General features: G+C 60.2%; 11 protein-coding genes and 1 other RNA gene. 8 read left to right on the top strand and 4 right to left on the bottom strand.

The features are described from left to right. The first annotated feature begins 84 nt into the window (after positions 1-84). On the top strand, positions 85-864 hold the full coding sequence (locus tag DENOEST_RS13295) for an MgtC/SapB family protein (RefSeq protein ID WP_145771065.1): 780 nt from the start codon (positions 85-87) through the stop codon (positions 862-864). A gap of 20 nt (positions 865-884) precedes the next feature. After that, positions 885-1,223, top strand: a transfer-messenger RNA (tmRNA) gene (gene ssrA, locus DENOEST_RS13290). Here ssrA and DENOEST_RS13285 read toward each other — a convergent pair. The 4 genes from DENOEST_RS13285 to DENOEST_RS13270 all read right to left on the bottom strand — a co-directional run bounded on the left by DENOEST_RS13285 (position 1,221) and on the right by DENOEST_RS13270 (position 4,733). After that, positions 1,221-1,889, bottom strand: a complete 669-nt coding sequence (locus DENOEST_RS13285) for an HAD family hydrolase (protein ID WP_170228225.1) — start codon at positions 1,887-1,889, stop codon at positions 1,221-1,223. The two genes, ssrA and DENOEST_RS13285, sit on opposite strands and share 3 nt — an antisense overlap. Further along, positions 1,882-2,586, bottom strand: coding sequence for a bifunctional 2-polyprenyl-6-hydroxyphenol methylase/3-demethylubiquinol 3-O-methyltransferase UbiG (ubiG, locus tag DENOEST_RS13280; RefSeq protein WP_145771066.1), 705 nt, complete (start codon positions 2,584-2,586; stop codon positions 1,882-1,884). The genes DENOEST_RS13285 and ubiG overlap by 8 nt, the downstream gene beginning before the upstream one ends. 63 nt (positions 2,587-2,649) lie before the next feature. Further along, complete coding sequence (gene ompA / locus DENOEST_RS13275) at positions 2,650-3,300, bottom strand: outer membrane protein OmpA (RefSeq protein WP_145771067.1); 651 nt, start codon at positions 3,298-3,300, stop codon at positions 2,650-2,652. A gap of 53 nt (positions 3,301-3,353) precedes the next feature. After that, complete coding sequence (locus DENOEST_RS13270) at positions 3,354-4,733, bottom strand: TRZ/ATZ family hydrolase (RefSeq protein ID WP_197970618.1); 1,380 nt, start codon at positions 4,731-4,733, stop codon at positions 3,354-3,356. Positions 4,734-4,897: 164 nt separating this feature from the next. On the opposite strand from DENOEST_RS13270, the gene gyrA reads away from it, so the two are divergent. From gyrA to DENOEST_RS13240, 6 genes are read left to right on the top strand one after another with little or no spacing between them, the layout of a single operon-like run. Continuing rightward, positions 4,898-7,483, top strand: a complete 2,586-nt coding sequence (gene gyrA, locus DENOEST_RS13265) for a DNA gyrase subunit A (RefSeq protein ID WP_145771069.1) — start codon at positions 4,898-4,900, stop codon at positions 7,481-7,483. An 8-nt stretch (positions 7,484-7,491) separates the two neighbouring features. Beyond that, complete coding sequence (gene serC / locus DENOEST_RS13260; RefSeq protein ID WP_145771070.1) at positions 7,492-8,574, top strand: 3-phosphoserine/phosphohydroxythreonine transaminase; 1,083 nt, start codon at positions 7,492-7,494, stop codon at positions 8,572-8,574. Between the two features lie 4 nt (positions 8,575-8,578). Then, entirely contained in the window at positions 8,579-9,760 is a 1,182-nt protein-coding gene (locus DENOEST_RS13255; RefSeq protein WP_145771071.1) for a phosphoglycerate dehydrogenase, read from the top strand. A gap of 4 nt (positions 9,761-9,764) precedes the next feature. Beyond that, positions 9,765-10,847 (top strand): prephenate dehydratase, encoded by a 1,083-nt coding sequence (gene pheA / locus DENOEST_RS13250; RefSeq protein ID WP_232096507.1) that lies wholly within the window; start codon positions 9,765-9,767, stop codon positions 10,845-10,847. A 9-nt stretch (positions 10,848-10,856) separates the two neighbouring features. After that, on the top strand, positions 10,857-11,945 hold the full coding sequence (gene hisC, locus DENOEST_RS13245) for a histidinol-phosphate transaminase (RefSeq protein WP_145771073.1): 1,089 nt from the start codon (positions 10,857-10,859) through the stop codon (positions 11,943-11,945). A gap of 6 nt (positions 11,946-11,951) precedes the next feature. Further along, positions 11,952-12,839 (top strand): prephenate dehydrogenase, encoded by an 888-nt coding sequence (locus DENOEST_RS13240; protein WP_145771074.1) that lies wholly within the window; start codon positions 11,952-11,954, stop codon positions 12,837-12,839. Positions 12,840-12,888 lie beyond the last annotated feature (49 nt).

Raw genomic sequence — 12,888 nt, 5'->3', positions numbered from 1 at the left:
GCCTGACGCTTCGCCACCACTCCATTCCCCACCAAGGCCATCGGGTGGTGGGGGTTCCGCCATCCTGCAAGTTTCCACCTGCCCATGTCGCCCACGAACCTGCTCTCTCTCGAATCTCTCGCCCGCTACTGGTCCCATCAGGAAGTGGCCCTCAACATCATCATCTTCTTCAATCTGATCGGTGCCTTGTTGCTGGGCCTGTTGGTGGGCTACGAGCGCTCCTATCACGGCCGGGCCGCTGGCATGCGCACCTATGGCCTGGTTTGCATGGCCTCCTGCGCCATCGTGGTCGTGACCGGCTATCCGGGTTACTGGTATGCAGGCGCCGGGGCAGGGGTGCACTCCTTGATGGGGGGGATGCTGCCCCCGGATCCGACCCGGGTGATACAGGGGGTCGTCACCGGTATCGGCTTCCTTGGGGCTGGGGTCATCATGAAAGAGGGCATGAACATCAGCGGTCTGACTACGGCGGCCTCGATCTGGGCATCCTCCGCCATTGGCATCCTGGTCGGCGTGGGTTTCTATGCGGCGGCCATTCTTCTGGCAGCGCTTTCCGCTGCCCTGATGATGTGGGCCGCCCGACTGGAGCAATGGTTGCCCTCCCGTCCGGCCATCGCCCTCAGGTTGCGCTTTCATCAAGGGTTCTCGCCCAACGAAGAAGTGCTGAAGCGGGAAGCTCGGCTACGGGGCTACGAGGTGGCTCCAGGCTCTTTTCACATCCAGTTCGTCAACGGTCGGCAGGAGTGGCGGTACATCGCCATTGCCATAGGGCGGGACCAGGGGATGCCGCTTTCCAAGATATCCCGGGAACTCGAGTCCTTCGAGGGTGTGGATGAATTCGAGCTTTCCCACGCCCGCAATTGAACCCTTTTGAGTTGTGCTTCGGGGAAATGAGGCCTTGAAACTTGGGGCCGGCGCCCCCATAATCCCACCCATGGTTGTAACTCCGGCAAACTGGAGGCGTTCTGGACAGGGGTTCGATTCCCCTCACCTCCACCTAAGGGCAAAGCACCGAGTGTCGCAGTGTTTTTAGGTGGGGGTGCCATGGCTTCGACAGGGCGAACGAAGGTAAGCAGGCAACCCGTCAGGCGATCGACGTTAATGAAGCAAATCTCCAAACGCCAACGATGAGCGTTTCGCACTGGCCGCTTAAGGCCTATGCCGAGGCTGCTTGAGCCTTGTTACCAAAGAAAAGCCGGCGGGGACTTCGGTCCCCGTCGTTATTTCCCGGTTGCCATTGTCTTCATCAGGTTCGGTAGTTCTGTCGGGTGGTGAATCACTCCGTCGCCCTGCCATTCCGAGTAATGAGTCCCATCGCCCAGGTAACCATAGGCCGCTACCACCGCATGCATGCCCGCGGCGTGGCCGGCCTGGATATCCCGCAGATCGTCCCCCAGATAGAGGCTTTGCTGTGGGGGAACTGCGGTCAGGGAGCTAGCCAGTAATAGAGAGTCCGGATGAGGTTTGGGACGGGGAGTGCTGTCGCCGGAAACCACGCAGGCGGCTCGTTCGGCGAGACCCAGTTGTCGTACCAGGGGCTCGGCAAAGCGCCGGGTCTTGTTGGTCACGATGCCCCAGCGGATATCGGCTTTTTCCAGGGATTCCAGAAGTTCGGGAATGCCGGGGAAGAGGCAGCTTTCATGGCAGAGGTGCTGTTCATAGAGCGACAGGAAGCGCTCGGCAAGACGTTCGTAGCCCGGATCGCCTGGATTTAGTCCGAAGCCCTGGCCGATCAGTGCCCGGGTGCCGCCGGAAACGTGGCGGCGCAGGGGGCCGGGGAGTCGCTGCGCCCGACCTTCCTCCTGAAGCAAGCGGTTGAGGGCGCCGATGAGGTCCGGCGCGGTATCCACCAGGGTGCCGTCCAGGTCGAAGAGGACCGCCTCAATCATTGCGCGCTGTGCGCAATAGGTAATTGACGCTGGTATCCCGTCCCAAGGTATAGGTTTTGGTCAGGGGGTTGTAGCTCATGCCGATGATTTCAGCGACCTCGAGCCCGGCATTCCGGCAGCAGCCGGACAGCTCCGCAGGGCGCAGGAACCGAGCGTAGTCGTGGGTTCCCCGTGGTAATAGCTTCAGCAGGTATTCAGCACCGATGATGGCAAATACATAGGCTTTGGGGTTGCGATTGATGGTGGAAAAAAACACCTGGCCGCCGGGTTTCACCAGTTTGGCGCAAGCCTGGACGACACTGGCGGGATCGGGGACGTGTTCCAGCATTTCCAGGCAGGTCACGACATCGTAGCCACAGGGCTGTTCCATGGCCAGGGCCTCAACGGCCACCTCCCGGTAATTCACCTGAAGTTGGCTCTCCAGGAGATGAAGGCGGGCCACACCCAGGGCTTTGTCGGAAAGGTCAATACCCGTCACTTGGGCGCCTCGGGCAGCCATGCCTTCGGATAGCAGGCCGCCGCCACAACCGACATCCAGTACTTTTTTTCCGGACAGGCCAACGGCCTTGTCAATCCAGTCCAGGCGTAGGGGGTTGATGTCGTGCAGGGGTTTGAATTCGGAGTTGGGGTCCCACCAGCGATGGGCGAGTTCTCCGAACTTGGCAAGTTCTTGGGGGTCGACGTTGACTTTGTTCATGGCGATGGTTCCGTGAAAAAAAAAGCCCTGCCAGGCAGGGCTTTCCTCGATCGGCAAGAAATATTACTTGGTGCCGATGACTTCGATGGCGACGCGGCGATCAGGCTGCAGGCACGCGATCAGCTTTTTGCTCTTGACGACGCTCTTGCCACACTTGTCTCCGGTCACGGGCTGGGTCTCACCTTTGCCTTCGGCGTAGATGCGATTTTCCTCGATGCCCTTGCTCACCAGATAGGCCTTCACGGAAGCCGCACGGCGCTCGGACAGCTTCTGATTGTAGGCATCCTTGCCGATGCGGTCGGCGTGGCCGACGGCGATGATCACTTCCAGTTTGATGTCCTTGATTTGAGTGGCCAGGCCGTCCAGAGCCTCCTTGCCGGCGGGACGCAGTTCAGCCTTGTCGAAATCGAACAGGGTGTCAGCGGAAAGAGTGATCTTCTCGGCGGCGGGCTTGGGTGGTGCGGCCTCAATAGCGCGTGTCTTGACAGGCTCCGGCTTCTTCACCAGATCGGGGTCGCATTCCTCGATCGCCATGGCCGGCGTCCAGTAGCCGGTGCGCCAGCACAGGCCGGTGCCACTCTTGGCTACATTGCCGCGTTGGTCGATCACATAACCGACGGTACCCTTGAGGTCTACGCCGGGTGTCTGGGCAAAGGCGGAGGCACTCAAACCGAGCAGGGCGGCAAGCAGTACGGATATCTGGGCATTCTTCATTTGGGTACCCCTTTATTAGTATTTACAAACTGATTGTTGAGATTGGTTTAAGGTCAAGGCAGGTTGCTTTGGGGTGGGATGCCGGAGCCCCCGTTGCCACGCTGCATTAGCGCATTATTTTGCCACAAAGCCGAAATGTCGAGCAATTCGTTGATATCGGTGTCATTCAATTGCCCATCTGTGACTTTTTCATCACCTTGAACCCAGACATGACTGACTTGTTCCCTTCCTGCCGCATAAAGCAGGTGGGAGGCAGGATCGAAGCAGGGTTGGAGTATCCAATCATCGAGCCGCACGGCGCAGAGGTCGGCACACTTGCCCGGTCGAAGGGAACCAATGTCATTTTCCAGTCCCAGGGCTGTAGCGCCCTCCAGGGTGGCCATGCGCAGCATGGTGTGGGCGTCGAAGGCTGCCGCATTGTCTGTGGCGACCTTGCCCAGCAGGGCGCCATGGCGCATTTCCCAGAACAGGTCACAGCGATTGTTACTGGCCGAGCCGTCAGTGCCCAGGCCCACCCGAATTCCTTGCTCCATGGCCGCGGTGATGGGGGCGATGCCACTGGCCAGTTTCATGTTGGAGGTCGGGCAATGGACGATGCTGCAGCCGTGGTCGGCCAGGAGTGCGAGGTCGCGCCCATTCAGGTGCACGGCATGAACCCCGATCAGATGGGGGCCCAGCAGGCCCAGGCGATGCAGCCGCTCCAAGGGGCGCATACCATGGAGGCGCATGCTTTCCTCGATTTCCTGGGCAGTCTCATGGATATGAATGTGGACCGACAGATCCAGTTGGGCTGCCAGGGTGACGATGCGTTCAAAGGTTTTGTCCTCGACGGAATAGGGTGCATGGGGCGCCAGAGTGAAGCCGATACGATCGGTATTGGCCAGACGGTCCCGGGTTGCCAGCCCCTTGGATAGGTAGTCCGAGGCATCGCTGGCATAGGCACTGGGAAATTCGAGAGTAATCAGGCCCAGGACAGCCCGCATGCCCAGACGTTGGATGGACTGGGCGGCTGCCTCGGGAAAAAAGTACATGTCGTTGAAGCAAGTGATGCCCCCCCGCAGCATTTCGGCGCCGGCCAGCAGGGTGCCGTCACGGACAAAGTCGGCACATACAAGGCGTCCTTCCGCAGGCCAGATGTGCTCCTGGAGCCAGCGCATCAGGGGTTGATCATCCGCATAGCCCCGTAGCAGGCTCATGGCGGCATGGCTATGCAGGTTGATCAAACCGGGAATGAGCACGTGCTCGTTCAGGCTTACCCGCCGTCGGGCCTGGTAGGTGACATGCGCTTGGTCCGATGGCAGCAGACCCAGGATTCGTCCATTGTGGATGGCGACTGCATGATTTTCGAGCAGTGTACGGAAAGGCTCCACGGGGATGATCCAGCGGGCATCGATCAGCAGGTCGATGGGCTGGCCAGCGGGAAGCGGCGGCATGGGGCTTGTCATTGTTGAATTTAACCAGAGTATTCAGTGAGATACAACAATAGATTGGCCAGTGTCACGCTCCCTGGCGGAGGCTGTAGGCCTATGGCCCCCATGCTAGAATCGCCGACTTCCCGCAAGGCTGATAACGCGCCCTCGGCGCCGCACAGAAAATAATGACCGCCACCTTCGCCAAAGAAACGATTCCCATCAGCCTCGAAGAGGAAATGCGCCATTCCTACCTGGATTACGCCATGAGCGTGATCGTGGGGCGGGCGTTGCCTGATGCGCGGGATGGCCTCAAGCCCGTTCATCGACGTGTGCTGTTTGCCATGCACGAGCTGGGCAACGACTGGAACAAGGCCTACAAGAAGTCGGCCCGTATCGTCGGTGACGTGATCGGTAAGTACCACCCCCATGGCGACTCGGCCGTCTATGACACGATTGTCCGCATGGCCCAGGATTTTTCCCTGCGCTATATGCTGGTGGATGGACAAGGAAACTTTGGCTCGGTGGACGGCGACAACGCAGCGGCCATGCGCTACACCGAAATCCGCATGGCCCGCATTGGCCACGAGCTGCTGGCCGACATCGAGAAGGAGACCGTCGATTTCGGGCCCAACTACGACGGCTCCGAGCAGGAACCCCTGATCCTGCCCTCACGGGTGCCCAATCTGCTGATCAATGGCAGTTCCGGCATCGCCGTGGGCATGGCGACCAATATCCCGCCCCACAACCTGTCCGAGGTGATCGACGCCTGTCAGACCCTGCTGGCCAATCCGGAGACGGATATCGAGGAGCTGATCCGTATTGTCCAGGCCCCGGATTTCCCGACGGCCGCCCTGATTTATGGTCTTTCCGGTGTTCATGAGGGCTATCGCACCGGTCGCGGCCGGGTGGTGATGCGCGCCCGCACCCATATCGAAGAGCTGCCCTCCGGTCGTCAGGCCATCATCGTCGATGAGCTGCCCTATCAGGTGAACAAGCGCACCCTGTTGGAGAAGATCGCCGAACTGGTCAATGACAAGAAAATAGAGGGCATCTCCCATTTGCAGGACGAGTCGGACAAGTCCGGCATGCGGGTGGTGATCGAACTGAAGCGGGGCGAGGTGCCGGAGGTGGTGTTGAATCACCTCTACAAGCAGACCCAGTTGCAGGACACCTTCGGCATGAACATGGTGGCCCTGGTGGATGGTCGTCCCCGGCTGCTGAGTCTCAAGGAAATGCTGGACTGCTTCCTCTCCCATCGGCGGGAGGTGGTCACCCGGCGCACGGTGTTCGAACTGCGCAAGGCCCGTGAACGGGGGCACATTCTGGAAGGTCTGGCAGTGGCCCTGTCCAATGTGGACGAGATCATCGCCCTGATCAAGGCTGCCCCCACGCCGGCCGACGCCAAGCGCGGTCTGATGGGGCGTACCTGGCGTTCTTCCCTGGTGGAGGACATGCTGGCTCGGGCCACGGATTCCGGCGCTTCCCGGCCTGATGGCCTGGCGGCGGAGTTTGGTTATTCGGAGCAGGGTTACCGGCTTTCCGATGCCCAGGCCCAGGCCATCCTGGAACTGCGCCTGCAACGCCTGACCGGTCTGGAACAGGACAAGATCGTCGCCGAATACCGCGAGGTGATGGCCCAGATCGCCGACCTGCTGGACATCCTGGCCCGGCCCGAGCGCATCACCGCCATCATCGGCGAGGAACTGGCGGCCATCAAGCTGCAGTTCGGCGACCATCGTCGTTCCGAGATCGTGGTCAGCACCGCCGATATCAATATCGAAGATCTGATCGCCCGGGAGGACATGGTGGTCACCCTGTCCCACGGCGGGTACTTCAAGCGCCAACCCCTGGCCGACTACCGGGCCCAGAAGCGCGGCGGCCGCGGCAAGCAAGCGGCAGCCATGAAGGAAGACGATTTCGTCGATCGCCTGTTCATCGCCAACACCCACGACTACATCCTCTGCTTCTCCAACAAGGGGCGGGTCTACTGGCTCAAGGTCTATGAGGTGCCGGAAGGTACCCGGACTTCCCGAGGCAAGCCCATCGTCAATCTCTTCCCCCTGGTGGAAGGCGAGAAGATCACCGCTGTACTGCCGGTCAAGGAGTTCGACGAGGAGCACTATATCTTCATGGCTACGGCCCTGGGCACGGTGAAGAAGACAGCCCTCACCGCCTTCGCCAACCCCCGCAAGGCCGGCATCATCGCCGTAGGCCTGGATGAGGGCGATCACCTGATCGGCGTTGCCATCACCGACAGTCATTGTGATGTGATGCTGTTCTCCGACGCCGGCAAGGCTGTGCGTTTCGACGAGGACGACGTGCGGCCCATGGGCCGCGAGGCCCGCGGCGTGCGCGGCATGATGCTGGAGGAGGGCCAGCGGGTGATCTCCATGCTGGTGGCCGATAGCGAAAATTATTCGGTGTTGACGGCCACTGAAAACGGCTACGGCAAGCGCACCCCCATCGCCGAATACACCCGCCACGGTCGTGGCACCAAGGGCATGATCGCCATCCAGACTTCCGAGCGTAACGGCAAGGTGGTGGCGGCTGTTCTGGTCCAGACCGGCGAGAGCCGGGAAGAGATTATGCTGATCTCCACGGGTGGTGTGCTGATCCGTACCCGCATCACCGACATCCGCGAACTGGGTCGGGCGACCCAGGGCGTGACCCTGATCAACCTTGACGACGGCACCTATCTGGCCGGCGTCGAGAAGGTCATTGAGACCGACGAAGAATCCGACGAATCCACCCAAATCGACGAAGAGGAGTGATATCCACCATGGCACGCGTATTCAATTTCAGCGCCGGTCCCGCCACTCTGCCCGAGGCCGTGCTGCAGCAGGCCGCCGCGGAAATGCTGGACTGGAACGGTTCCGGTCAGTCCGTGATGGAAATGAGCCATCGCGGCAAGGAATACATGGCGATTCACGCCCAGGCCGAAGCGGATCTGCGTGAACTGATGGGTATTCCCGCTAACTACAAAGTACTGTTCCTGCAAGGGGGCGCCACTCTTCAGTTCTCGATGATTCCCATGAACCTGATGCGGGGCAAGTCCGGCGCCGACTACGTGAATACCGGCGAATGGGCCAAGAAGGCGATCAAGGAAGCCAAGCCCTTCGGTCAGGTGAATGTGGTGGCCTCCGCCGAGGATGCCAACTTCAGCTACGCCCCGGCGCAGTCCGGCTGGAAGCTCGACCCGAATGCCGCCTACGTGCATTACACCGCCAACGAGACCATCGGCGGCGTCGAGTTCCATTGGGTGCCCGAGACCGGCGACGTGCCTCTGGTCTGCGACATGTCCTCCAACATTCTCTCCAAGTCCGTCGATGTCTCCAAATACGGCCTGATCTATGCTGGCGCCCAGAAGAACATCGGCCCGGCCGGCCTCACCATCGTCATCGTGCGCGATGACCTGATCGGTCAGGCCCAGCCCAAGCCCATCACCATGCTGGACTACAAGACCCACGCCGACAACGACTCGATGTACAACACGCCTCCCACCTATTCCATCTACATCGCCGGGCTGGTGTTCCAGTTGCTGAAGAAGCAGGGAGGGCTGGTGGCCATCGAGAAGAAAAATATCGAGAAGGCCAATCTGCTCTACGATTTCCTCGACAACAGCCAGTTTTTCAAGAACCCGGTGAAGAGGGAGGATCGTTCCCGCATGAACATCCCCTTTACCCTCAAGGATGAGTCCTTCGATGAGGCTTTTCTCAAGGGGGCGAAGGAGCGCAACATGATCCAGTTGAAGGGCCACCGCTCGGTGGGTGGCATGCGAGCCTCCATCTATAACGCCATGCCGGTCGAGGGTGTTCAGGCCCTGGTGGCCTACATGAAAGAATTCGAAGCCAAGAACGGGTGATCTCATGGCCAACCAATTTCAAATTCTGATCCTGAACCAGATTTCCGCTACCGGCTTGAAGCGCCTGCCCGAGCGCTACACCACCGGCAAGGACATCAAGGCACCGGACGCTGTTCTGGTGCGCTCCGCCGACATGCATGGAATGGACATCCCCGCCAGCGTGCGGGCCATCGGTCGGGCCGGCGCTGGCACCAACAACATCCCGGTCAAGGCCATGAGCCAGCGGGGAGTGCCGGTGTTCAACGCACCCGGTGCCAATGCCAACGCAGTGAAGGAGCTGGTGCTGGTTGGCATGCTGCTGGCAGCCCGGAATATTGCTGGTGCCCTGGATTTCGTTGCCAAGCTGGACACTGCCGACCCCGAAATGGACAGGAAGGTGGAGGATGGCAAAAAGTCCTTCGCCGGCTACGAACTGGCGGGACAGACTCTGGGCATCATCGGTCTGGGTAAGATCGGCTGTCTGGTGGCCGACGCAGCCATCAAGCTGGGCATGAACGTCTACGGCTACGATCCAGAGATCACCGTGGATGCGGCCTGGAGTCTGCCTTCACAGGTGAGGAAGGCCCACAGCGTGGCTGAAGTTCTGAAGCACGCCCAGTTCATCAGCCTTCATGTGCCCCTGGTGGACGCCACCCGCAATCTGATCAACGCTGACAACATCGGCACCATGAAACATGGCGCTGTGCTGCTTAACTTCTCCCGGGAAGGCGTTGTCAATGAGGCGGCGGTTCTGGCGGCTCTGGCTGAGAAAAAGTTGGGCCGCTATGTCTGCGATTTCCCCAGCGCGGCAATTAATGGCCGTCCCGGCATCATCGCTCTGCCGCACCTGGGGGCCTCCACCCAGGAAGCTGAGGAGAACTGCGCCGTCATGGTGGCCGATCAGTTGGTTGATTATCTGGAACACGGCAACATCCAGAATGCGGTGAACTTTCCCAATGTTTCCATGCCTCGAGAATCGACCTATCGTCTGGCCATTGCCAATGCCAATGTGCCCAACATGGTTGGGCAGATTTCCACAGCTCTGGCCCAGGCTGGGCTCAACATCCACAACATGGTGAACAAGTCCCGGGGCGAGATGGCCTACACCCTGGTGGATGTGGATAGCAAGGTGACTCCACAGGTCATTGATGGCATCGCCCGGATCGAGGGCGTACTGGCGGTACGCTACCTGCCCCTGGAGGCGTGAAGTCGTGGCGGGCGAGCAGAAGGAGCTGGTGCGGCTGCGGGAAGGCATCGACCACATTGATGACGAGCTGCTCAGGCTCATCAGCGAGCGGGCGCAACTGGCCCATCGCATCGGCGAAATCAAGCATGGCAATATCTACCGCCCGGAGCGGGAGGCCCAGGTGCTGCGCGGTATTGCCGAGCGCAATACCGGACCCTTGCCGGCGGCGGCCGTCCAGCACCTGTTCCGCGAAATCATGTCGGCCTGCCTGGCCCTGGAGCAACCTCTCGTCATCGCCTACCTGGGGCCGGCCGGCACCTACTCGGAAAGTGCGGCCAAGAAACATTTTGGCACCGCGCCCAGCTTCACTCCATGTGTCGCCATCGGCGACGTGTTCCGTACCGTGGAGGCGGGTAATGCCGATTACGGCGTGGTGCCGGTGGAAAATTCCACCGAGGGTGCCGTGGGACGCAGCCTCGACCTGTTGCTGTCGTCGTCCCTGAAAATCTGTGGAGAAGTGTCGTTGCCCATCCACCACAATCTGATGTCTCGGGCGGCATCCGCTGCCGCAGTGAAGAATGTCTATTCCCACGCCCAGTCCCTGGGCCAATGCCACGAATGGCTCAGTCGCAATATGCCGTTGGTGCCGACGGTGGCCGTGGCCAGTAATGCGGAGGCCGCCAGACTGGCGGCCGAAGATATGGAGGGTGCGGCCATCGCCGGCGAGGCTGCTGCCAGTCTGTATGAATTGCCCATCCTGGCGGCCAACATCGAGGACGATCCCAACAACACCACCCGCTTCGTCGTGATCGCTCATCATGATGCCGGTCCTTCGGGCAAGGACCGGACTTCCCTTATATGTTCGGCCCAGAACCGCCCCGGCGCTGTTTATGAGTTGCTGGGTACCTTCGCCAGGCATGGTGTCTCCATGAGCAGATTTGAGTCCAGACCGGCTCGGGGTCTGGGCGGTAGCCCCTGGGAATATGTGTTCTATGTGGACTTGGAGGGGCATCGCCTCGATGCTTCCCTGGCCGTAGCTCTGACGGAGCTGAAGGCCTGTGCCGGCTTCGTCAAGGAATTGGGTTCTTATCCGCGCGCCGCTTTTTGAGGCAAGATCATGAGTATTTCCACCCAGGCACCCTCCTATATTCGTGCCATTTCTCCTTATCAGCCGGGCAAGCCGATCACCGAGCTGGCTCGGGAAATGGGGCTGCCGGTGGAACGTATCGTCAAACTGGCTTCCAACGAGAATCCCCTGGGCATGAGCCCCCGGGCCCGGGCTGCGGTGGCCCAGGCCATCGGTGGTATCGAGCGTTATCCCGACCAGTTCGAGCTTATCGCCGCCTTGGCCGAGCGACTGGGGCTGGGGTACGACCAGATCGTGTTGGGCAATGGTTCCAACGACGTGCTGGACCTGACGGCCCGGGCCTTTCTGGCCCCGGGCCGTTCCGCCGTGTTCTCACGTCATGCCTTCGCGGTGTATCCCCTGGCCACCCAGACCGTTGGCGCCGAATGCATCGAGGTGCCGGCTCGGCAGTTCGGACACGATCTGGATGCCATGGCGGCAGCCATTCGTCCTGACACCCGGGTGGTCTGGATCGCCAATCCCAACAATCCCACCGGCACCTTCCTGCCCTATCCGGAACTGCGCGCTTTTCTCGGGCGGGTACCTGGGGATGTGGTCGTGGTGCTGGACGAGGCCTACAATGAATACTTGCCACCCACCCAGCGGGTGGATGCTGTGGCCTGGCTGAAGGAATTCCCCAATCTGGTGGTGACCCGCACCTTCTCCAAAATTTATGGCCTGGCTGGTCTGCGTGTGGGCTTTGCCGCAGCTTCGCCGGAGGTTGCTGACCTGCTCAATCGGGTACGTCAGCCGTTCAATGTGAACAACCTCGCCTTGGCTGCGGCCCATGCTGCCCTGGATGACCATCTATTTCTAGCCGAGAGCTATGAGTTGAATCGGGTTGGGCTGGAGCAGATCGTGGCCGGTTTGAAGCGACTCGGACTGGAGCATATTCCGTCTCATGGCAACTTTGTTACTTTCCGTGCGGGCGATGCCGCCGGTATCAATAAACGCCTGTTACAACAGGGTATTATTGTGCGTCCCATCGCCGGCTACGGCATGCCCGAACACCTGCGGGTGACTATCGGCCTGGAACGGGAGAATGCCCGCTTTCTGGAAGCCCTAGAAAAGGTACTGTAGGACGCCATGGCCCGATTTGAAAAAGTTGTCATCTGTGGCGTTGGCCTGATCGGTGGTTCCTTTGCCTTGGCCTTGAAGGCTGCCGGCCTGGTTGGTGAAGTGGTGGGCCTCGGACGTCGCAGCGAGACTCTGGAGGACGCGCTACACCTGGGGATCATCGATCGTATCGGCGCCGACTGGAGCGATGCGTTAAATGACGCAGATATGGTTTTTCTGGGTATGCCCGTGGGACAAATGGAGGCTGTTCTGCTGTCCATGGTTCCCTATTTGTCGGACCATACCCTGATTACCGATGGCGGCAGCACAAAAACCGACGTGGTGGCCTCTGCCCGGGCTGCATTGGGAGCTAGGATCGGCCAATTCGTACCCGGGCATCCCATCGCTGGTGCCGAGAGAAGTGGTCCGTCAGCGGCACAGCCAGAGCTCTTTCAGGGGCGGCGAGTCGTACTTACCCCCCTGGCCGAAAACTCTCCCGCCTGCGTGGATAGGGTACGTGTCGCCTGGGAAGCTTGTGGTGCACAAGTTTGTAATCTGACGCCGGAAAGACACGACCGTACTTTCGCCGCAGTCAGTCATCTTCCCCATTTGCTGGCCTACGCACTGGTACATGAAATTGCAGATCGGGAGAATGCTGATCAACTTTTCAGCTTTGCGGCCAGCGGGTTTCGTGATTTCACTCGAATCGCGAGTAGTCATCCGGAAATGTGGCGGGATATTTGTCTCGCCAATCGACCGGCCCTGCTGGCTGAGCTGGATGCTTATTTGACGCAGTTGTTGCGTATTCGAGTATTGCTGGCAAGTTCTGATGGCCCGGGCCTTGAAATTCTGTTCGATACCGCGCGCAAGGCGCGGGATGCCTGGTTTGGCGGGCAGGGAGTTACCTCAGAAGAATAAACAATCACGGCGGAGTAATGGCCGATCTGCTAGGAGTCTGGTGGCGGAT

This window comes from Denitratisoma oestradiolicum (genome assembly GCF_902813185.1).
Classification (GTDB): domain Bacteria; phylum Pseudomonadota; class Gammaproteobacteria; order Burkholderiales; family Rhodocyclaceae; genus Denitratisoma; species Denitratisoma oestradiolicum.
The sequence above is the reverse complement of the archived record's forward strand: the minus strand, read 5'-3'. Positions and strand labels throughout refer to the sequence as shown.